Here is a 21,098-nt window from a genome sequence, read left to right on the forward strand (position 1 = left end):
ATGGGCTTAGCAAGTACAGACTGGTTAGAGCAGGTTAATCGTCGATTAGAAACCTCTAGTGCCGTTGAGCGGATTGGGTTTATGCTGGAACAGGTGCCAGGTAATGCCGCATTGGCCTCAAGTTTTGGTGCTCAGTCCGCGGTTAGCCTGCACATGGTCACGCAAGTTGTACCTGATATTCCGGTAATCCTGATTGATACCGGTTATTTATTCTCGGAAACCTATCAGTTCATTGATGAGCTGCAGTCGAAGTTGAATCTCAATTTAAAGGTGTATCGTAGTGAGCTGAGTCCTGCCTGGCAGGAGGCGCGCTACGGTCAGCAGTGGCAACAGGGTAAATCCGGCATTGAGGCTTATAATCTTCGCAACAAAGTCGAGCCGATGGATAGAGCCTTCAATGAGTTAAGGACCGATATCTGGTTTTCAGGTTTGCGTCGTCAGCAGGCAAAAAGTCGTGAGCAACTTCCCGTAGTGCAAGGATTTAAAGGACGCTTAAAAGTTCATCCAATCATTGATTGGAGCAATAAAACCATTCATGAGTATCTGAAAAAACACAAGCTTCCTTATCATCCATTATGGCATAAGGGTTACGTCTCGATTGGCGATACTCATAGCACACGCCCACTCAGTGGTGATATGACTGAAGAAGAAACACGTTTTGGTGGAGTGGTGCGCGAGTGTGGTTTGCACGTTGATACTCTTTCAGGTTTATAAAGCTTGGTACCGAGTACACCTTAATCTTCTGGAAGGGACGAGCTGGTTGATGCACGGTGCTGGTTACATGTTGTTTAAAGTCACTGGATCCCGTGGTTAAACCACGGGATGACAAGATACGAATGATTCGTAGGCTGGTGATGTACCCCTAGGGCAGGATCAACATAGTGAATCCCAGCAAACTGTTCTCCACGAGAAGGGCATTTTAACATTGGAGCAAAGCAAAGTTGCGCAAGAGATCATTCAACCCCTTGATTAGACGTTATATTCTATTTAGGTATATACGCCTGCCTAAAGATTATTTTTGCTTAGCACACGAGGATGATTAGATATAGCCATCTAAACGGTTAATCAAGTGTCATCTTATGGAATACTTTCCTATTACAGTGCGTCTCCAGGATCAGCAGTGCATCATTGTTGGTGGTGGTGAGATTGCTCATCGCAAGCTAAAAAGCCTGCTCAAGGCCAAAGCAAGGGTCAGCTTAATTGCCTTGGATTTTTCACCGGATGTTACGGCTTTGGCAGAACAGTATCAGTTGCCTCTTTATCAGCAGGCATTTAATGAAAAACTCAGTGAACAACTGCTAGATGAAGCCTACTTAGTGATTGCCGCAACCGACAACCGTGAGCTTAATCAGCAGGTCAGTGTCGCCGCACGACAACGCAGAGTCTGGGTTAATGTGGTGGATGATTTGGATTTGAGCACTTTTATCATGCCTGCCATTATTGACCGCTCCCCCTTGTTGGTTGCCATATCGACGGGTGGCGTCTCGCCGGTGCTCGCGCGCAAAATCCGTGAAAAGATAGAGTGGTTGTTGCCGACAAATTTAGGTCAACTGCTGAGTAAACTAAAAGCCTATCGGCCGCGGATAAAAAAAAAGTTCCAGGATCTAAAAAGTAAGCGTGATTTTTCGGAATGGTATATCGAACAGGCTATAGCGGATCCTACTGTTATCGAGAATGGCTTTGATGCAAACCTCGAAACCTATCAGTCAATAAATTCAGGTAACAAGAAGGGTAAAGTGTATCTGGTGGGAGCGGGTCCCGGTGATGCTGAATTGTTAACGGTCAAGGCACTTAAGGTGTTACAGACAGCTGATGTTGTGCTGCACGATGCCTTGGTTTCGGAACAGATTCTGGAGCAGGTGCGACGGGATGCTACTTTGGTCCATGTCGGCAAAAGAGCGCAAAATCACAGCGTAACTCAGGATGAAACCAATCGACTGCTGGTTGAGTATGCCAAGCAGGGGCTCTCGGTTGTCAGGCTTAAGGGCGGCGATCCCTTTATCTTTGGCCGTGGTGGTGAGGAACTGGAAGTATTAGTGAGTGCTGCCATTGATTACGAAGTCGTGCCGGGGATAACGGCTGCTTCAGGTTGCGCCAGCTATGCCGGAATTCCGCTGACTCACAGAGATTATGCGCAAACCGTCATGTTTATCACTGCTCATTGCGCCAACTCCATTGATAAACTCAATTGGCAGAGTTTGGCCAGAGAAAAACAGACTGTTGCTATCTATATGGGATTACTGCGCAATGAAACTCTGGTCAGCAATTTAATGGAACATGGCCGAGATGGGGCAACCCCCATTGCTATTATTGAGAACGGTACTTTACCTGAGCAAAGAGTGGTGCGAGGTACTTTGCAACAACTGCCGGGTCTTGTTGAGCAATATCAGATCGTTTCGCCAGCACTTATTGTGATCGGAGAAGTCACTGTATTAGCGGACAGGTTAGGTTGGTATCAACATAGCACTCTGCTCGGTGCCCAGGTTAAACTTAGCCAGAATGATGAAGACTTAGTGTTACGAAAAGTCAGTTGAAACGAAATCTATAGGCATAAAAAACCCGACGTTTGAGTCGGGTTTTTTGTGGTTGGCGAGACTGATTAGTCGGCACCAGCCATTAGCTTTTTGATCAGTGGTGATATCAGTAGCATGAATACTGCGATAAGCATAGCAACATAACCTACATTGGAGTAGACCTCAATGTAAGTCGCTTTTGCTGCTGATACGTCAGTCAATTGACCACCGATAGTTTCAGCACCTGTAGTGCGTGCAATGATACCAGCCAAGTAATTTGAAAGGCCGCTATACAGGAACCAGGCTCCCATACTCATACCAACTGCTTGCACTGGTGCGAGCTTCGTCACCGCAGATAAACCCACTGGCGAAACCATTAATTCACCCATGGTGTGGATGAAGTAGATAAGGAAGATAAAGATGACCGCAGTCATGCCTGCGCTTCCTGTAGCTTTCATACCCAGTACTAGTACCAAATAACCTGCACCTGCCAAGAAAACACCCATGGCAAATTTAACAGGTGTCGATGGATTCATTTTCTTTCTCGCAAGCCAAATCCAAAGCCATGCCAGAAGTGGTGCAAAGGTGAAAATAAAGAATGCATTTAGCGCCTGGAACACCGGTGCTGGAACTGACCAGCCTAATAGTTCACGATCAACTAAGCGGTCGGTGAAAAGATTTAACGATGAGCCAGCTTGCTCGAACAATGCCCAGAACGGAATCTGTGCCAAGATGAAGTAGATGGCCGCAAACATACGTTTCTGCTCATCACCACTAAGTTTAATCAAGGCATATGCAATCAGGTAGACAAACATTAACAAGCCGATTGGGCCCAGGATGCCACCCATGATGTCAGGGTTCATAACAAAGAACATCGATAAGGCAATGATGCCTACACCTATCAAGTAACACATCCACTCGAAATTAATAAATGCGAAAGCTTTTTCTTTTAGCTTGGCAGGGTTTGGTGGATCAGCTTTGCCTTGTAGCCAGTCTTGCTTCCAAAGGAAAGTTACTAACCCTAGTAGCATACCAATGCCTGCAAGACCAAAACCGTATGCCCAACCATAGACGATACCTATAATACCGCAGGTAATTGAAGACAAAAATGAACCTAGGTTAATACCCATATAGAACAGCGTGAAGCCTGAATCACGGCGGGTATCACCGAAACCATATAAAGAACCAACAATGGTTGAGATGTTGGCTTTGAGGAAGCCCACACCAGCAATAATTAACGCTAGCGATAAGTAGAGAATGTTCAGATATAAAGGCTGATGAACAATTCGTGTTTCATAATCGCTACCGCTGATATTTGCCGGTAAACCAACTGCTTCAGGATTCTCAATGGTAAAGGAGCGGTTTTCGCCATAGGTGATTGGTGAGCGACCACTTTCACTTACAATGATAGGCGTTGCGTCTCCACCTCTGCCATCTAAGGTTAATTGATACTCGGCATTATTGTAGGTCATGATTTCTTTGGAACCACTGCCTTCAAATGCCATACCGGTATGGCCAAGCACAAGTAAAATAGCACCAAAGGTTACTGCTTTTCTTGCCCCTAAATATTTATCTGCCAGTGAGCCACCAATGATGGTCATGACGTAAACTAGCGCAGTATAGGCACCATAGAGAACAGAAGATCGTTCATCTGAAAATAAGAAGTGCTGCGTTAAGTAAATGATAAGAAGGGCGCGCATGCCATAATAAGAAAAGCGCTCCCACATTTCTGTAAAGAAGAGCACTACTAAACCACGAGGATGACCTAATATGGTTTTTTCGCTTTCTGGTATTGGGTTTGTTTCGGCCGTCATTGTCGGCGGACTCCTATAAAAAATGGATTTGAACTTAATGTTGTCGAAATTTATAGTTTTATATGTTCTTCGCTGGTATCAGCGATAAAACGATCACGTTAGTTTAGCTAGGAGTCACCTGAAAGCAAGGGGAAATGGCCTTTTTAGCTTAAATTTGATTAAAAATTATACAGTTGGTGGGTGATATAGATGCAACAATCCAGTTTGTTCTTTGGCCAGTCTTTAGAAAATATTCATCTTGAAGATGCTGAATTGGAACTTTTTCCTCAGTTCCTGACCTCAGAGCAGGCACATGACCTGTTGCAGCAATTGCACAAAACCGTTGCCTGGCAAACGGAAACCATTCGAATTGCGGGCGTTGAGCGGTTAGTGCCAAGATTGACCGCCTGGTACGGTGATAAAGGGGCCAGCTATAGCTATTCTGGGGTAGTGCATCATCCTGTTCAATGGAGCCAAAGGTTACTGGCATTAAAAAAACAAATAGAAGTTGCCTGTCATACTCAATTTAACAGCGCCTTGTTTAACCTCTATCGTGATGGAAAAGACAGTGTCGCCTGGCACAGTGATGACGAGCCGGAGCTGGGAGCGCGCCCAATTATTGCGTCGCTGAGTTTAGGGGCGCCCAGGAGCTTTCAGCTCAAGCATAAAAAACACAAACATTTACGTCACAAACTGACGTTAACTTCTGGTAGTCTATTGGTCATGCGTGGAGATACTCAGCAGTGTTGGCTGCATCAGGTGCCGAAAGAGCCTGCCATTACTGAACCACGAATTAATATCACTTTTCGGAACATTATTACCAATCATAATCAATAAGGAGTCACTGTGTCATTTCTTGCCTGTCGCGTCTTTGAGAATGAAGGAAAAGAATCCAAGGTTAATCACCAACTGGTTCAGATGGAAACCGATGAGCTAACTGATGGTGATGTGCTGATCCGGGTCGATTATTCCAGCATCAATTACAAAGATGCCCTGGCGGCATCAGGCCGTGGCAAAATTATGAAGCAGTTTCCGCTTAATGCAGGTATTGATTTGGCCGGTGTGATTGTCGAGTCGGATAATGACGCCTATCAGGCGGGAGATAAAGTACTGGTCAATGGTTGCGGTATTGGCGAGCAGTTTGATGGCGGTCTGGCGCAATATGCACGAGTGAAATCTGAGTGGGTTATTAAAATTCCCGAAAGTTATGATGCGCGACAGGCGATGATCATTGGAACCGCAGGCTTTACCGCTGCATTGGCCATTTATCGAATGCAGGTCAATGATCAGCATCCAGATATGGGGCCTATCGTAGTGACGGGTGCCAGTGGTGGTGTCGGCAGTATCGCGGTTAACTTGCTGAGCAAATTAGGCTATGAAGTGATTGCGCTGACCAGCCGAAAAAGCATGCATGACTATCTATATGAATTGGGCGCACAGAAAGTAGTCAGCGAAGATGAGCTTGGCATGAGCGATAAACCATTGGGCAAAGCCTTGTTCGGTGGTGCTATCGACAACATTGGTGGCAAAACCTTAAGCAAAATCATCGCACACACTCAGTTATGGGGGAATGTGGGGTCAATCGGTTTGGCACAAAGTCCTGATTTGGAAGCAAAAGTGTTCCCCTTTATTTTGCGCGGGGTGAGTTTGCTCGGCATCAGTTCTACCAATTGTCCGATGCCGTTGCGCATTAAAATCTGGCATCAATTTGGTAAAGAATTACCATTGCCGGACTTTGAAAAAATTGTCAGCAAAGAAATCGCGCTGGAAGATGTCTCTCCATATTTTGATGAGCTGATCGATAAAAAACATCATGGTCGACTTATCGTAAACTGCCAATAATTAATCGAAACTCATTCATAAGAAAAAACAATATTATGCAAACAGGATATCGCTTCGAAGCAATTGATCCGGAACACAGCATTGTCATTACGGCAAGTCAGCGTTTGGCGCGCCATTTGCGCGAAGAATATAACCGTTGGCAGGCTGCTCAGGGAAACACGGTATGGCCAACTTTGCAGGTTATGCCCTGGGGAGCATTTACTGCGACCTTGTGGGAGCTGGTGAGAGAGAAGGTCAAAGGAGCTTCTTCCGAAAAGCTGCCACATTTGTTATCCGATCAGCAAAGTCAGTTCATCTGGCAGGACATTATTGAGCGATCCGAGTGGAATGACTTTCTATTAAACATTAATGCTACCAGCAGTAAAGCCTGGCAGGCCTGGCAGCAATATCAACAATGGCAACTGGATATCACACAAAGTTTAGCCTGGGATAAAGACACTCAGGCATTTAAAGATTGGGCGAATGAGTTTGCGCAACGACTTGAAGAAAATCATTGGATAGACAGCGCATCAAGTATTAATCTTCTTTTAGAGTTGATGTCACAACATCAGCTGCCCGTTGCCGACAATATCTTCACTGCAGGTTTTGAACAGATTACCCCGCAGCAACAGAAAGTGTTTGAGCGACTCAGCCAATCTTCTAAGCTTGAAGTTTTAATCTCGTCTAATCAGGCTGCGACGCCACAGGTTCTTAGTTTTAATTCTACCCGTGAAGAATTTAAGGCTGCTATTCATCAGGCAAAAGACTCTGTAATCGAGGCGCTAAAAAGCAATCCGGACAAAACCTTTCGTTGCGCCATAGCTGTCCCAGAACTTGAAAAGCATAAGGCACTGATTGAACGATTGTTGTGGCAGGAATTAACTCCGAGCTTGAGTCCAGAGCAGCCGCCAGTTGTGGGCATCTATGATATTTCTCTGGGTGAGTCACTCAATAAGCAGCCGTTAGTGGTTACTGCCTTGAACCTGTTAAAGTTTCTCAATGGCAGTATTGAAACTCAAGTATTGCAACAGCTATTATTAAGCCCTTATTTGGGTAAGCACAAGACTGCCGATACTGACCATGTTCAACTGATCAGTGACAGAGCCAGGCTCGAGAAGTTTTTACGTAAAAGCCATAAGCAGCGCTTCGCGATCAGCGAGCTTGGTGACCTGGCTCAACAGGCCAAGATCTCAGGCTCGTCCTTTGCTGGCTTAATTGAAAGTTTGCAGTCTGCTCAACAGTTAGTTAAATCCAAACTGACCTTGGCGGATTGGGTAAAGCGACTGACTTCAATTTTGGATACTGCTGAGTGGCCGGGGATGCGCACCCTTCAAAGTCGCGAGTATCAAGTGCAACAAACGTTATATGATTGCTTCAATCAGCTGCGACAATTTCAGGTGTTCTATCCAGACGCTATCAGTTTCTCCAGCTTGTTAGAACTTCTGTCACAATTGATTGCTGAGAAGCAATTCCATCAGGAGTTGCCGAAAGCCCCCATTCAAATTATGGGGCTGCTGGAGACTTTAGGCCTGGAATTTGATCAGCTGTGGCTAACGGGTGCAACTTATCAGGTGTTGCCTGACCAACCCAATCCTAATCCGTTCATTGATAAACAAACGCTCAAACAGCATCAGATGCCGGGAAGTTCTGCGCAGCGCGAATATGAGTATGCTCAGCAGCTATTCAAAAGCCTGTTGGCAAGCAGCCAGAACGTCACCATGTCATACCCCCGTTTCGACGGTAGCAGTGAGTTACTGCCCAGTCCTTTTATAACCGATTTCCCGCAGCAGACCATTGAGGCGAATGCCAGTTTGGCACCTGGCTTTATTAACGAAATCACAGCAAATGCGAAGCGTGAAGAGTTTGTTGAACATTACCAGGACACGCATGGTCAGCCACTAGCTGCAGGTGTCGTGAAAGGGGGAACAGGCTTCTTTAGAGATCAGATTAACTGCCCATTCAAAGCCTATATGAGCTATCGCTTGAAGGTCAAAGAGTTTGAAGAAGTGGAGCAGGGTTTAAATGCCATGGAGCGAGGAAGTCTGGTGCACAGTGTTCTGGAAGCATTCTGGAAAGAGCATGATAGTAACGAGATACTGATTGGTAAAAGCGAGTCACAATTATCCTCGCTCATAGAGCCTTATCTAAGCAGCGTGCTTGACGAATATAGGGAACAGTTTTATTACCTGCAGCTTGCTGACTTTGCAGACAATGAATTCCAACGATTGCTGAAACAGTTAGTACAGGCACTACAAGTTGATGCTAGGCGCTTACCGTTTACATCGTTACCACCAGAACAGAATCAATCAATCACCATTGAAGGCTTAACCTTTAATTTGAAAGTCGATCGAATTGATGAAGTTGAAGATGGCCTTTTAATTATTGACTATAAAACCGGATCACCTACTCGCGCAAAACTGTATCCCAGAGATAAAGAATTAGCACCTGAGGAGCCACAACTGGCACTGTATGCGATTAATCAGGGTGATACGCCTATTGCAGGTGTAAGCTTTTTTAATATCAATGCCAAGGAAGTTCGCTATCAAGGCATTGCGGATACTATCGAGCATTTAGCATTGGATAAACGAAGCGCTATTAAAGAAGACATGTCCGATATTATTGAGCGCTGGCAATTACAGATGTCAGAAGTCGCGCGCGATATAAAAGCAGGCACAGCAATTGTGGATCCTAGAAGCTGTGATTATTGTGACTTTGCCTCTGCTTGCAGAATTAATCAGCGCAAAAGCTTACCGCAGCAGACAAACAAGAATGTCATCAATAGTGGAGGCGCTTTATGATTCAGGATCTGAAAGCTCGCCAAGAGGCGATTGATCATACTCGTTCCTTTATTGTGCAGGCGCCAGCAGGATCAGGCAAAACAGAGTTGCTGACCCAACGGGTATTGAAACTGTTAGCCGTGGTACAAAATCCAGAAGAAGTGGTGGCGATTACCTTCACCAATAAAGCCGCTCGTGAAATGCAGAACCGGATTCTGCAATCGCTGTACTCTGCGCAAGGTTCAAAGCCTGATGAACCACACAAAGTATTAACCTGGGAACTGGCTAAAAGTGTATTACAGCGAGACCAGGAACTGGACTGGGGACTTATGCACAGTCCGCATCGCTTACGCATTAAAACTTTTGACTCATTGTGTGCGACTATCGCTAATCAGATGCCGGTTCTGGCAAAATTTGGTGGTCAATTAAGTCCCACCGAAAATCCTTACGAGCTTTATTATCAGGCTGCTAAATCAGTGGTGGACGGAGTCAAGACACAGGAACCCTGGGCTGCGCATGTTCATCGCGTTCTGGCGCATACCGACAATAAGGTCGAGCAACTGCAAGAGCTGCTGGCGCAACAGTTGGCAAAACGTGACCAATGGTTGCGGTTAGAACAGGAGGGCACTGCGGAGCGTGACATATTGGAGCAGGGGTTTATTGATGTGCTTGAAGCTGAGCTTAAACAACTTGATGCATCAATCCCGCAGGCATTAAAACACCGATTGCTTTCTTGCATTATTTTTGCGGCAAATTATTTTGAGGATACCCATCCATTGTTTGCGCTCAAAACTTTGGTTGAATGGCCAGAGCCGAAAGCTGGGCATTTGGTTTATTGGCAGGGCATTGCCAATTTCTGTATGAGTAAAAACAAAACCGAGCTGTTAAAAACAGGGCCAATGCCGCCACAAAAACTGGGCGAAACCAAAGATGAAAAAGCTGTCATCAAATTAAAGAAAGATGAAGCGACAGAAATTATGGTGGAGCTGGCTGAATATTCCGCTTTTGTGGAGCACATGGCTATTATTCGAAACTTCCCCAATATCCATTATCAGGATAATGAGTGGGAAGTGATTGAGTCTTTAACCCAGTTGATGCGTATTGCCACTGCTCATCTCACTATAGAGTTTAAACGACAAGGCGTGGTTGATTTTTCTGAAATCTCTATGGCTGCGGATCGTGCGCTGGGCAATATTGATGCTCCGTCTGAATTGGCGCTTAAACTGGATTATGGTATTTCCCATATTCTGGTGGATGAATTCCAGGATACTTCCTATGGGCAGTATCAGCTGATCGAAAAGTTAACCGCAGGGTGGCAAGCCGATGATGGACGCACGCTCTTTGTGGTTGGCGATCCGATGCAATCGATTTATCGTTTCCGTGAAGCTAATGTTGGTTTATTTATTCAGGCTCGCGATCATGGAATTGGTGATATTAAGTTAGAGTTTTTGCAACTGACCAGTAACTTCCGCTCCAGTGAAAAAGTAGTCAGCTGGGTCAACAAAAGTTTTGCCAGTATTTTTCCGAGTTATGACGATGCTGTGTTAGGAGCGGTGAGTCTGGCGGAAGCAACCGCCACAAAAGATACTACCGAAGATGATAATGTTGAGTTTAAGATATTCTTTGGCGAAGATTCTAATTCTTCTAGTTCTGATTATGACACTAATGAAATTATCACTGATGCAGCGACGCAGGAAGCAAACTACATCGCTGAGCAGATTAGCGTGCTATTAGAAAAGCACCCCGAACAAGATATCGCGGTATTGGTCAGAGCGCGCAACCATGGCATTGCCATCATCGAAGCATTACAGCAAGGTTCGATTGCCTATGTGGCTGAAGAGTTCGAAGAGCTGGCTGAAAAGCAAAGTGTGCTTGATGTGCTGACGTTGTTACGGGTATTAATTCATCCGCATGATAAATTGGCCTGGATGGCTTTATTGAAGTCTCCCTGGTTTGGTTTGACCTTAACAGATATGACTTTGATTGAGTCTATGTTTGGGGATGAGGTTTATCGTGTTTTAACAGAGCACAAGTTAGTGGATAGCTTATCAGAGTCGGCAGTTTCTGCTTTGGAAAAACAGGGGAGCATTGTTGAAAAGTATCGTTGGCAGTTGTATCAGCAACCCTTAGCCATTCAGTTGGAGGCATTATGGCTACACCTCGGGGGTGCTTTGAGCTGCCAGCCTAATGAAATTGAACAGGTTTACACCTTCCTCGACTTTGTCAGTAGTTACGAGCAGAACCAGATCATTACGGATTACAAGCCTTTGCTTTCTGCAATGAGTAAACTGCATGCTCCGCCGAGCCGTGAAGATGGCTGCCGCGTCTCGGTCATGACCATGCACAAATCGAAAGGTCTTGAGTTCGATACGGTTTTTTTACCGCAGCTTAATAAAGGCAGTGGCAATAATGATAAGCAGTTGATGGTGTGGGAAGAGTTTCCGGCACAAGATGACTCCAGTCAGTATTTAATGGCACCGGTTGATCAGGTCGGTGAAAGCAACTCGCTGTATAAGTTTGTGAATGACTTTTCGCGACAAAAGAATCGCTTGGAGAGTGGCCGTTTATTGTATGTAGCTTCAACTCGCGCCAAGCGCCGACTCTTTTTAACTTGTTGCGGGTCAGTTTCTTTTAATCAGAAAGAAGAGCGATTGAAGTTAGGTTCATTTGGCAATGACAGTTTGATGAATTTATTAAAGCCAATTTATGAAACCTATATTGATTCAGAAGTATTGCGACTGGAATCGAATCAAGAAATGGAGCAGGGTTCTGAGCAGATGTTGGATCACAGCTGGCAACGGCTTAAGGCTGACTGGAGTTATTCAGAATTAAATGATTCATTTAAAGGTGTTAAATCAATTCTTGAGAAGAATTCGGTCATTGCTGAGCAAGCAACGATTGAGTTTGATTGGGCGACCGATGTGGCTAAAACAATTGGTGTCTTGATGCATCGGCAGTTAGAACTTATAAGCAAAGGGCAGTGGCAACTTAACCAACAATCGATTAGTGATTACGCAGTAGCTATGTACGAGCTGTTATTGAGTTCAGGTTACAATGAAAAGAATGCTCGCTATGCTCAGCAACGAATCGAAGAAGGATTAGGCAACGTACTAAATGATCCTAAAGCGCAGTGGATTCTATCTTCACAGCACCAGGAGTCAGCTTGCGAATTAGCGTTGACAGGTGTTGTTGATGGGGAGTACAAAGCTTTTGTGATTGACAGAACTTTTGTCGATGAAGAGGGCACTCGTTGGATCGTTGATTACAAAACCGGTAGTCATCTTGGCGATGATGTGGCTGAATTTATTCAGTCCGAGAAAGAACGCTACCAAGGCCAGTTAGAGCAATACAAAACACTGATGGCTCAGATTGATGATCGCCCTATTAAACTGGCCTTGTACTTCCCGATGATGAAACGGTTTGAGGAATTATAGCTCGATGAAAAACACTATAGAAACCGAACGTTTGATTTTAAGACCTTTCCAGGAGTCAGATGTAGATGATTATCTTGATTACGCACTTGATCCTGAAGTGATGAAATATATCCGTCCCGTTGGTGATCCGAAGGAAGCTAGAGAATTATTCTTAAGTCACGCCGGAGAGTGGGATGGCGAAGAAGGCAAGTGGATGGGCGCTGCGGTAGTGCTTAAAGAAACAAATAAAATGATTGGTGATGTTGGGTTTCGTTACAAAAGTAAACAGCATCAACAAATTGAAATAGGTTATAAATTTAATCGTCACTTTCAAGGACACGGTTACGGTACTGAAGCGATTAAAACTATGGTCAAGTTGATTGTTAGAGACTGGCCATTTCATAAACTCGTCGCTTATTGTGAACCTAGAAATATTGCTTCCTGGAAGTTAATGGAAAAACTAGGTATGCAACGAGAAGGTTATTTTCAGGAAAATTTCAACTTTGATGGGCGCTGGCAAAATGAAGTGGCTTACGGAGTTTTGAGAAGAAATATAAAGTTGTAAGTTATTCATTTAAGAACAAAAAAAGGAGCCGAAGCTCCTTTTTTTGTTGGATGATAAATTTGTTAGAGGATAGTTGTTAGAAGAGAATCAGGATTCGTCTAACTGTGAATCTATCCATTCGCGGATTTTAGTTTCCAGTACCGGCATTGGCACGGCACCGTCCACTAATACTTCTCGGTGGAAAGCTCTGATATCAAACTTATCACCAAGTTTTTCTTCGGCTTCAGCTCTTAGGTTGCTGATCACGCGCTGGCCAACTTTGTAGGAAACCGCCTGACCTGGCCACGCAATGTAGCGCTCTACTTCGGAAACTACATCCGTATAGGCCATTGATGAATTGGCTACCATGTAATCGATGGTTTCCTGGCGCGACCAACCCTTGGCGTGCAACCCGGTATCAACCACTAGGCGCATGGCGCGTAACATCTCGTCGCTGAGGCGACCATAATATTGCATTGGGTCTGTGAACATACCCATTTCCTTGCCAATTGATTCAGCATAAAGCGCCCAGCCTTCGCTGAAAACACTCAAGCCACCAAAGCGGCGGAACATGGGCAATCCTTCGATTTCCTGCTGTAATGAAATCTGGAAGTGATGGCCTGGGGCTGCTTCGTGAATGGATAGCGTTTCCATACCAAACTTAGGCTGACCTTTCAGGTTGAAAGTATTAACGTAGAAAATACCTGGGCGAGAACCATCCGGCGATCCGGACATGTAGGATGCACCTGCTGCTGACTCAGCTCGGAATGCTTCTACTGCTCGAACTTCATAGTCAGTTTCGGGAGCTATGTCGAACATGCTCGGCAATAACTTATTAACTTTGGCTTGTAAGTCACGATAGCCCTGCAACAAGTCTTCTTCGTTGTCGTAATAGAACTCAGGATTGGTTTGTACGTACTTGAACCATTCTTCCAGCGTGCCTTCAAAACCTACTTTTGCCATCACTTCCTTCATTTCAGAATGGATTCTTGCAACTTCATCTAAACCAAACTGGTGAATTTCTTCGGCAGTCAGATCTGTGGTGGTGTAAGTTTTTAGCTGATAGTTATACCAGGCTTCGCCATTAGGTTGCTCACTTAAACCAAAGGTATCGCGAGCATGTTGCATGTAATCGTCTTTAATATAATCATGCAGATCTTTATAAGCAGGAACCAGTTTCTCAACAATGGCTGTGCGATAAGCTTCTGTTAAACGCTTCTTGTCTTCTTCTGAAAAGTTTTCAGGCATATCTTTGATTGGCGTATAGAAAATACTCGCGGTAGGATCTTCAACTACATGCGCTGCCAGTTGTGGAATTACTTTTTCCATCAGAGCTTTAGGTTGAACGACTTTCTTTTCGATTCCCTGATCCATATTAATGATCGCTTGCTCCATAATGGCAACACCACCATCAATCCGCTTCAACCAATTTTCATAGTCCTCAACCGTTTTGAATGGTTGGAAACTTTGGCCGGAACCCAGCTGCGCAAAGAAGTTGGCAATATTGCTGGATTGATTGATTGGAATCAGGTGGCCAGGAAACTGTTCACCTTTAAGGCTGTGCTCTGATTGATAGACGAAAATATCGTAACTAAGACGATCCTGACCGGATAACAGGCTGCGATCGATTTGTTTGACTTTATCCAGCCATTCAACAGTAAAATCATGGCTCTTCTTGCGAAACTCTGGCGACAGCATATTAGGCAGTTTATCGTTATAACCTGGAATGCCAATGGCCGTGGCCTGAATAGGGTTGAGTGCCAGGCTTGCCTGAAATTGCTGCTCAAATATTTCATTTAAAGCCTTTGACGCTTCTTCTTTGGTCATGCCTTGCTGTTGCTGGCTTTGCGTCACTTCTGCAGCTGTCGAATTAGCTGTGGGGTTTGCTTGTTCTTGTTCACTGTTACAGCCGTATAAAGCCAAAGCCAAACTAAGGCTCACTAAGGTCATTTTGGTCATACTTGGGTTCCTGAAAATTCCTACCGAGCTAAGAACATTAGCACTAAATTATTGAAGAGGATATGATTTGTAATATCTGTTTACAAATAGGGTCAAGCCCTGCTCATAAGGAATTAATATGAATGAAACAAGCTCGTCCAGTATATTACTGGCGAACAATCGACTCGCCAAAGTGGTCAAGACCATTGAGGGTTATCCGACATTTATGCAGAGCTTTTTACTGAATTTTGTCATCAGAAGAACCGTTAAACTGGTGGGTACGGCCAAAGTTGAAGTCTTAAAACTGACTAAAGAAGAGTCCCAGTTTCGTATTCAGAATCGCAAAAAAGTGCAAAATCATATAGGCACCATCCATGCAGCGGCGATGGCACTTATCGCAGAAACGGCTACCGGCATGGTCGTCGGTATGAATGTGCCAGACGATAAGTATCTGGTGATCAAAACCCTGAAAGTCGATTTCCTGAAAAGAGCCGTGGGTAGCTTAACGGCCACTGCAAAACTGAGTGAAGCGCAGCGCCTGGCAATCCTCAATGAAGATAAAGGTGAAGTGAATGTTGCTGTCAGTGTCATTGACGAAGAGGGCAAAGAGCCTATCGCATGCACCATGATCTGGGCCTGGACACCAAAGCGACGCTAATACAGCATCACATATGACGCGATAGGTATAAGAAAAGAGGCCAGGCTTCATATTTAAGGTATGCAGTGAGCATCAGATTGGTTAAAATGTGTCCCTTTTGCGTGATGCGCTGATGGCCATAAATAATCGTCTCTGGCGCAAAATCCACAAATGAGAAGTGACTGACGTACTATGCTGGAAGTAAACCCAATCCGCGAACAACTAAAAGATATGTCTGAGCGTGTCGAAACGCTTAGGGGGTATCTTTGACTTTGATAGCAAACAAGAACGGCTGGTAGAAGTCGAGCGAGAGCTTGAGCAGCCAGATGTCTGGAACGATCAGGAACGCGCGCAAGCCTTAGGTCAGGAGCGAGCGAAACTGGAAACAGTCGTTAACACCATCAAAGACCTAGAATCAGGTATTGAAGATAATCAGGAATTATTAGAGCTTTCAGTTGAGGAAGATGATGCTGAGAGCGTTACCGAGATTGAAAAGGAAGTAAAGCAACTAAACACCAGTCTCGAAAAACTAGAGTTCCGTCGTATGTTTTCTGGTGATATGGACGAGAATAATGCCTATCTTGATATTCAGGCGGGTTCTGGTGGCACCGAGGCACAAGATTGGGCCAGCATCCTATTAAGGATGTACCTTCGCTGGTGCGAAAGCCGAGGCTTTAAGGCTGAAGTGACCGAAGAGTCTGATGGTGATGTGGCCGGTATCAAAAGCGCTACCATAAGAGTTGAAGGCGAATATGCCTACGGTTGGTTGAGAACTGAAACAGGTGTTCATCGATTAGTGCGCAAATCACCCTTCGATTCTGGCAATCGTCGCCATACATCATTCGCATCGGTGTTTGTATATCCGGAAGTCGATGACAGTATCGACATTGAAGTGAATCCTGCAGATTTGCGGGTGGACACGTATCGCGCTAGTGGAGCAGGTGGTCAGCACGTAAACAAAACTGACTCCGCCATCCGCTTAACGCATATCCCGACTGGGATAGTGGTGCAATGTCAAAATGATCGTTCGCAGCACAAAAATCGTGCGCAGGCGATGAGCATGATGAAAGCTAAGCTGTACGAGCTGGAGATGCAGAAGCAACGCGAAGAGCAGCAAGCATTGGAAGATACAAAGTCCGATATTGGCTGGGGCAGTCAGATTCGTTCTTACGTCTTAGACCAGTCGCGAATTAAAGATTTACGCACGGGACATGAGTCATCGAATACAACAGCTGTGCTTGATGGGGATTTGGATAGCTTTATAGAGGCTTCGCTAAAAGCAGGCGTTTAACTTCAGCGCTTTGTGCGTTGTAATTGCTTTGTTAAAACTTTTTAAGCGGAGCAGTCACCTACTAAAAGTAGGCTCCGGCCCTCGCTAAGAAGTTTTGCCTCGCACTTACTTAGCAAAAGGGCTGAGAAGGTTTGTAGGGGCGACCTGCGGTCGCCCGATTTGGAGCAGGTGCTTTGAGGTTTAGAATAAACTTTCATCGCGCTAGTCGCTAGTTTCAGTTAAAGTTTATTGGTGTGCCAAGGCACACCCTACAAGAGCTTTAGATGATGGTGTAGGGGCGAGCGGCGCTCGCTCGATAGAATAACTTGTAGCCTTGAAGGAGCAATGTGATTTCGAGGTCTGTTTCACCCAGGCATGACTTACGATAAAAATGTATTTTGACATTTTTATCACAGCAACAATTTAATAGTAGTAACAATGTATTTTTTGTAATGGTAAATTTAACGGTAAATTGAGGTAATAAACGAAAATGAGCAATCAAGAAACCCCAGTAGTTGATGTCAACGAGCAGATTACTTTACGTAAGCAGAAGTTGGCAGACAAACGAAAACAGGGGATTGCCTTCCCGAACGACTTTCGTCGTGATTCTTTAGCTGAGAATATCGCCAATGAATATGGCGATAAAGATAAGGCTGAGCTAGAAGAATTGGGTAAACAGGTAACGGTTGCAGGTCGTATCATGTTGTTCCGCAATATGGGCAAAGCGAGTTTTATTACCATCCAGGATATGTCTGGCCGAATTCAGTCCTATGTTCGTAAAGATGCTGTAGGTGATGAAGTTTATGAAGATTTCAAAACCTGGGATATCGGCGATATTGTTGGTATTGAAGGTACTGTTTTTAAAACCAATAAAGGCGAACTGTCAGTTAAGGCATCTAACATTCGCCTACTAACGAAATCTTTGCGTCCATTACCTGATAAGTGGAGTGGTTTGTCGGATCAGGAAACTCGTTATCGCCAAAGATATGTTGACCTGATTGTTAATCAGCAATCACGCGAAACTTTTATCATTCGCTCAAAAGTGATTAAGGCGATACGTGACTTTTTGGAGTCGCGCGACTTCCTGGAAGTAGAAACGCCGATGATGCATGTGATTCCAGGCGGTGCATCTGCACGTCCTTTCGAAACCCATCATAATGCATTGGATATGCCGCTTTATTTGCGCGTAGCCCCAGAGTTGTACTTGAAGCGGTTGGTTGTTGGTGGTTTGGAAAAAGTCTACGAGATTAATCGTAATTTCCGTAACGAAGGTTTATCAACGCGCCATAACCCAGAATTTACCATGTTGGAATTCTATTGGGGATATGCCGATTATAATGACCTGATGGATTTAACTGAAGCTATGTTGCGCTTTACCGTTGAAACGGTTCTAGGTAAAACGGTATTTGAAAGTAGCGGTGAGACCTATGATTTTGGTAAGCCATTCGCGCGTATGACCGTTCTTGAAGCTATCATGAAGTATCAGCCAGAGATTACTCTTGAGCAACTGAGCGATTTAGATAAAGCGCTTGAAGTTGCCAAACGTTTGAAAATCAAAACTGAGAAATCATGGGGCCTGGGTAAAGTTCAAATTGAAATCTTTGAAGAAGTAGCTGAACACAAATTAATTCAACCAACCTTTATTACCGCTTACCCAGCAGAAGTTTCGCCATTAGCGCGTCGCAATGATGAAGATCCATTCGTCACTGACCGTTTTGAGTTCTTTGCCGGTGGTCGTGAGTTAGCCAATGGCTTCTCAGAGCTTAACGACGCAGAAGATCAGGCCGAGCGCTTCAAAGCACAGGTTGAAGCCAAAGACGCCGGCGATGACGAAGCCATGCACTATGATGCCGACTACATTCGCGCATTAGAGTATGGTCTGCCACCAACTGCTGGTGAGGGTATTGGTATTGATCGTCTAGTGATGCTGCTAACGGATAGCCCAAGCATTCGAGATGTACTGCTGTTCCCACACATGCGACCAGAGTAAATTTTCTGCGTTTATTATTGATGTTGTAAGGGCGACTAATGAGTCGCCCTTTTTTTATTTAGAATTCACGTCACTTCCTTTATGATGATTCAAAACTATCGAGTTAAATAATTATGTCAACTGATATAGATATTCGCCAAGCGTTAAGAGTGTTTCAGATCATTGCTGAGCAAGGTGAGCAGCGCGGTAACCGTCATTACTTTAAAGGTATCTACGCCACTTCGGGTTTTGATGGTTATGATGTTGAGTTGACGGATGAGAAGGTGACTCTGAGCATCTATTTTCACAGCAGGTTTGATTTGGACTATAAAAATCAACTGGATAAAGACGCTTTCTTTGAAAAGATTGCTAAAATTGATGCGCTTAGAAAGTCTAAAACGAGCGAATAATTACTTCAAACCTCGCCATTTGTTTACACTTTGTTACCAGTTACTTTTGAGTTGTGATTTGCCCACAGTTATAGTGATTTCCACTAAATCAGTCTAAATATAAACCAGTGGGAGTATTCAATGAGTAGTTCGAGAATCCACAAAGTAACAGCTTTATCTTTTTCAATCGCAATGGCGGTTTCCAGTGCAGCTGTTATAGCAAGTCCTTCCTCAGTGAGCTTTTCAAGCAGCGACAAAGTGGTTGCAGCACAACAGCAAACTGAAGCCGAAAAAGCCGCAGCCATATATGCAGAACATTGGGAACGCAGCCTTGAAATGAACCCCATCATGGCAACCTTTATGGGCGACAATCGTTTCAATGATCAATTGGGTGACTGGGGTACCGAAGAGGGCATTGCCAAAGATTTGGCTTTTAGCAAAGAGTTTCTTGCCAAGATCAATACTATTGATGCTTCAAAACTTCAAGGCCAGGATCTACTGAGTTATAAAGTTTTTAAGGGTGAGCGTGAGGCGGAAATTGAGGGACACCAATACCCTGATCATCTGCAGCCAATCCAACAATTCTATAACCCCTTTAACTTCATCGCGATGCTAGGTTCAGGCAATAGCGCGCAACCTTTTAACACGGTTAAAGACTATGAAAACTGGCTCAGCCGTCTTGAGCAGGCCGCCGGTGGTGTCGATGTGATAATTGGTAACATGCGTGAAGGGATGGAGCAGGGCGTGGTGCAACCTAAGGCTTTGATGGTTAAAGTCTTGCCACAACTTAAAGCACATGTTGTTGATGATGTTGAGACCAGTCTGTTTTACGGTCCTATAAAAAATATGCCCGAATCATTCTCTGATGAAGACAAAAAGCGCTTAACTCAAGAGTACGTTAAAGCGATTAAAGGCTGGGTTGTGCCTACTTACCAAAAAATGCATGACTTCATTGAGAAAGAGTATATTCCTGCGGCACGTGAGACCTCGGGTATGGTTGCACTTCCGAACGGTAAAGAGTGGTATGCCTTTAAAGTCAAGGAAACGACCAGCACTGATTTAACGCCTGAGCAAATCCATCAGATTGGCCTTGATGAAGTGGCTCGCATTCATGAAGAAATGAAGGGCGTTATGAAAGAGGTTGGTTTTGAAGGTAATCTACAGGAGTTCTTTGAATTTACTAAAACCGATCCTCAGTTCCAGTTTGATACTAAAGAGGATATGTTACAGGCCTATGAGAATCTGAGAGGAAAGCTTGATAAAACAGCTCCTGATTTGTTCAAAGTCATTCCGAAAGCTGAGTTTGAGATTCGTGCAGTTGAGGCATATCGTGAACAGTCTTCGTCAGCAGCCTCTTATCAAAGTCCTGCACCAGACGGCTCACGTCCGGGTATTTTCTACGTCAATACTTATGATTTGACTGCTCGTCCAACTTGGACCGTTGAATCATTATATTTACATGAAGCTGTGCCTGGTCACCATTTCCAACGTTCGACTCAGATTGAGTTAAAGGATGTTCCGAACTTCCGTCGCTTTGGTGGTAATACCGCCTACACTGAGGGCTGGGGTTTGTATTCCGAGTCACTGGGTAAGGAAATGGGGGTTTATACGGATCCATACCAGTACTTTGGAGCCTTAGGTGCTGAACTGTGGCGAGCGATTCGTTTGGTAACCGACACTGGCTTACACGCTAAGGGTTGGACGCGTGAAGAAGTGTTGGCGTACATGGAGCAGAACTCACCTGCAGCAGAAGCGCGTATGGTGTCTGAAGCAGAGCGTTTTATGGCCATTCCAAGTCAGGCGCTTGCCTACAAAATTGGTCAAATGAAAATTCGCGAACTGCGAACTTTAGCTGAGAAGGAATTAGGTGATAAGTTTGATATTCGTGAATTCCATCATGAAGTCCTAAAAGATGGTGCGATTCCTTTGAATATTCTCGAAGATAAGATCCATCGCTGGATTAAAGAGCAGAAAAAGTCACAGGCATAATTGACTTGATCTGAATACATAAAAAAAGCCCTTAATTCCTTAAGG

The 21,098-nt window shown here is 44.6% G+C and carries 14 protein-coding genes; 12 read left to right on the forward strand and 2 right to left on the reverse strand.

All coding sequences use genetic code 11. From position 1 onward, the window contains the following. Positions 1–714: a phosphoadenylyl-sulfate reductase gene (locus ACYTXU_RS02200; protein WP_462208017.1), complete on the forward strand. Its 714-nt coding sequence runs from the start codon at positions 1–3 to the stop codon at positions 712–714. Between the two features lie 365 nt (positions 715–1,079). Beyond that, positions 1,080–2,534: a siroheme synthase CysG gene (gene cysG / locus ACYTXU_RS02205; RefSeq protein ID WP_462208018.1), complete on the forward strand. Its 1,455-nt coding sequence runs from the start codon at positions 1,080–1,082 to the stop codon at positions 2,532–2,534. A gap of 65 nt (positions 2,535–2,599) precedes the next feature. Here the strand turns inward: cysG and ACYTXU_RS02210 are convergent, their stop codons facing one another. Then, positions 2,600–4,327 (reverse strand): peptide MFS transporter, encoded by a 1,728-nt coding sequence (locus ACYTXU_RS02210; protein WP_462208020.1) that lies wholly within the window; start codon positions 4,325–4,327, stop codon positions 2,600–2,602. Positions 4,328–4,516: 189 nt separating this feature from the next. On the opposite strand from ACYTXU_RS02210, the gene ACYTXU_RS02215 reads away from it, so the two are divergent. From ACYTXU_RS02215 to ACYTXU_RS02235, 5 genes are read left to right on the forward strand one after another with little or no spacing between them, the layout of a single operon-like run. Next, entirely contained in the window at positions 4,517–5,143 is a 627-nt protein-coding gene (locus ACYTXU_RS02215; protein WP_462208021.1) for an alpha-ketoglutarate-dependent dioxygenase AlkB family protein, read from the forward strand. Between the two features lie 9 nt (positions 5,144–5,152). Beyond that, a complete protein-coding gene (locus ACYTXU_RS02220) occupies positions 5,153–6,148 on the forward strand; it encodes a YhdH/YhfP family quinone oxidoreductase (protein WP_462208023.1) in 996 nt (331 codons plus the stop codon). A 35-nt stretch (positions 6,149–6,183) separates the two neighbouring features. Then, positions 6,184–8,925, forward strand: a complete 2,742-nt coding sequence (locus ACYTXU_RS02225; protein ID WP_462208024.1) for a PD-(D/E)XK nuclease family protein — start codon at positions 6,184–6,186, stop codon at positions 8,923–8,925. After that, positions 8,922–12,338 carry a UvrD-helicase domain-containing protein gene (locus ACYTXU_RS02230; RefSeq protein ID WP_462208025.1) on the forward strand — a complete coding sequence of 1,139 codons (3,417 nt, stop codon included), beginning with the start codon at positions 8,922–8,924 and terminating at the stop codon, positions 12,336–12,338. Before ACYTXU_RS02225 ends, ACYTXU_RS02230 begins: the two co-directional genes overlap by 4 nt. A gap of 4 nt (positions 12,339–12,342) precedes the next feature. Further along, positions 12,343–12,882, forward strand: coding sequence for a GNAT family N-acetyltransferase (locus ACYTXU_RS02235; protein ID WP_462208026.1), 540 nt, complete (start codon positions 12,343–12,345; stop codon positions 12,880–12,882). Positions 12,883–12,969: 87 nt separating this feature from the next. Here ACYTXU_RS02235 and ACYTXU_RS02240 read toward each other — a convergent pair whose 3' ends face one another. Then, positions 12,970–14,820, reverse strand: coding sequence for a DUF885 domain-containing protein (locus ACYTXU_RS02240; RefSeq protein ID WP_462208027.1), 1,851 nt, complete (start codon positions 14,818–14,820; stop codon positions 12,970–12,972). Positions 14,821–14,938: 118 nt separating this feature from the next. Between ACYTXU_RS02240 and ACYTXU_RS02245 the strand changes: the two genes are divergently transcribed. From ACYTXU_RS02245 to ACYTXU_RS02265, 5 genes are all read left to right on the forward strand, one after another. After that, entirely contained in the window at positions 14,939–15,457 is a 519-nt protein-coding gene (locus ACYTXU_RS02245) for a DUF4442 domain-containing protein (protein WP_462208028.1), read from the forward strand. Between the two features lie 171 nt (positions 15,458–15,628). Continuing rightward, a protein-coding gene (gene prfB, locus ACYTXU_RS02250; protein WP_462208030.1) for a peptide chain release factor 2 occupies positions 15,629–16,727 on the forward strand; the annotation gives its coding sequence in 2 pieces (ribosomal slippage) (positions 15,629–15,703 and positions 15,705–16,727; 1,098 coding nt in all). A 469-nt stretch (positions 16,728–17,196) separates the two neighbouring features. Next, entirely contained in the window at positions 17,197–18,696 is a 1,500-nt protein-coding gene (gene lysS / locus ACYTXU_RS02255; RefSeq protein ID WP_462208032.1) for a lysine--tRNA ligase, read from the forward strand. A 113-nt stretch (positions 18,697–18,809) separates the two neighbouring features. Then, positions 18,810–19,085: a DUF3081 family protein gene (locus tag ACYTXU_RS02260; protein ID WP_462208034.1), complete on the forward strand. Its 276-nt coding sequence runs from the start codon at positions 18,810–18,812 to the stop codon at positions 19,083–19,085. A 120-nt stretch (positions 19,086–19,205) separates the two neighbouring features. Then, positions 19,206–21,053: a DUF885 domain-containing protein gene (locus ACYTXU_RS02265; protein WP_462208035.1), complete on the forward strand. Its 1,848-nt coding sequence runs from the start codon at positions 19,206–19,208 to the stop codon at positions 21,051–21,053. Positions 21,054–21,098 lie beyond the last annotated feature (45 nt).

Source organism: Kangiella sp. M94, from assembly GCF_054926195.1.

Bases quoted from the DNA above. Each gene is read 5' to 3' on its own strand.
- ACYTXU_RS02200 (WP_462208017.1), top strand. From the start codon at position 1: ATGGGCTTAGCAAGTACAGACTGGTTAGAGCAGGTTAATCGTCGATTA.
- cysG (WP_462208018.1), top strand. From the start codon at position 1,080: ATGGAATACTTTCCTATTACAGTGCGTCTCCAGGATCAGCAGTGCATC.
- ACYTXU_RS02210 (WP_462208020.1), bottom strand. From the start codon at position 4,327: ATGACGGCCGAAACAAACCCAATACCAGAAAGCGAAAAAACCATATTA.
- ACYTXU_RS02215 (WP_462208021.1), top strand. From the start codon at position 4,517: ATGCAACAATCCAGTTTGTTCTTTGGCCAGTCTTTAGAAAATATTCAT.
- ACYTXU_RS02225 (WP_462208024.1), top strand. From the start codon at position 6,184: ATGCAAACAGGATATCGCTTCGAAGCAATTGATCCGGAACACAGCATT.
- ACYTXU_RS02230 (WP_462208025.1), top strand. From the start codon at position 8,922: ATGATTCAGGATCTGAAAGCTCGCCAAGAGGCGATTGATCATACTCGT.
- ACYTXU_RS02235 (WP_462208026.1), top strand. From the start codon at position 12,343: ATGAAAAACACTATAGAAACCGAACGTTTGATTTTAAGACCTTTCCAG.
- ACYTXU_RS02240 (WP_462208027.1), bottom strand. From the start codon at position 14,820: ATGACCAAAATGACCTTAGTGAGCCTTAGTTTGGCTTTGGCTTTATAC.
- ACYTXU_RS02245 (WP_462208028.1), top strand. From the start codon at position 14,939: ATGAATGAAACAAGCTCGTCCAGTATATTACTGGCGAACAATCGACTC.
- lysS (WP_462208032.1), top strand. From the start codon at position 17,197: ATGAGCAATCAAGAAACCCCAGTAGTTGATGTCAACGAGCAGATTACT.
- ACYTXU_RS02260 (WP_462208034.1), top strand. From the start codon at position 18,810: ATGTCAACTGATATAGATATTCGCCAAGCGTTAAGAGTGTTTCAGATC.
- ACYTXU_RS02265 (WP_462208035.1), top strand. From the start codon at position 19,206: ATGAGTAGTTCGAGAATCCACAAAGTAACAGCTTTATCTTTTTCAATC.